Genomic DNA, 264 nt, shown 5'->3' on the forward strand with positions numbered 1-264 from the left:
TGCTGAAATGCTGCGAACCTTCACCGATGGCGCACTCCGGGAGCGAGCGGTGATCGCGCTGGGATCGAACGACGCTGGCAATCCGAACCTGTTGCGCAATCTCGTTGCGCTGCGACAACGGGTCAGGGCCGCGCGGGTTACCTGGGTCACTCCCTACGCGCCGGCAGCGGCGCGAATCAGCGCGGCCATCGCGCGATCGTTCGGCGATGAGATTGTCCATCTCACAGCGATCGATAGCCGGGATGGCATCCACCCCGTCAGCTA

1 protein-coding gene is annotated in these 264 nt (G+C 64.4%); it reads left to right on the forward strand.

The window, feature by feature from the left end; genetic code table 11:
- On the forward strand, nucleotides 1-264 hold a 264-nt coding region (locus CVH10_RS26105), incomplete at both ends, for a hypothetical protein (RefSeq protein WP_219924960.1).

The organism is Halomonas sp. ND22Bw, from assembly GCF_003011945.1.
Classification (GTDB): domain Bacteria; phylum Pseudomonadota; class Gammaproteobacteria; order Pseudomonadales; family Halomonadaceae; genus Halomonas; species Halomonas halophila.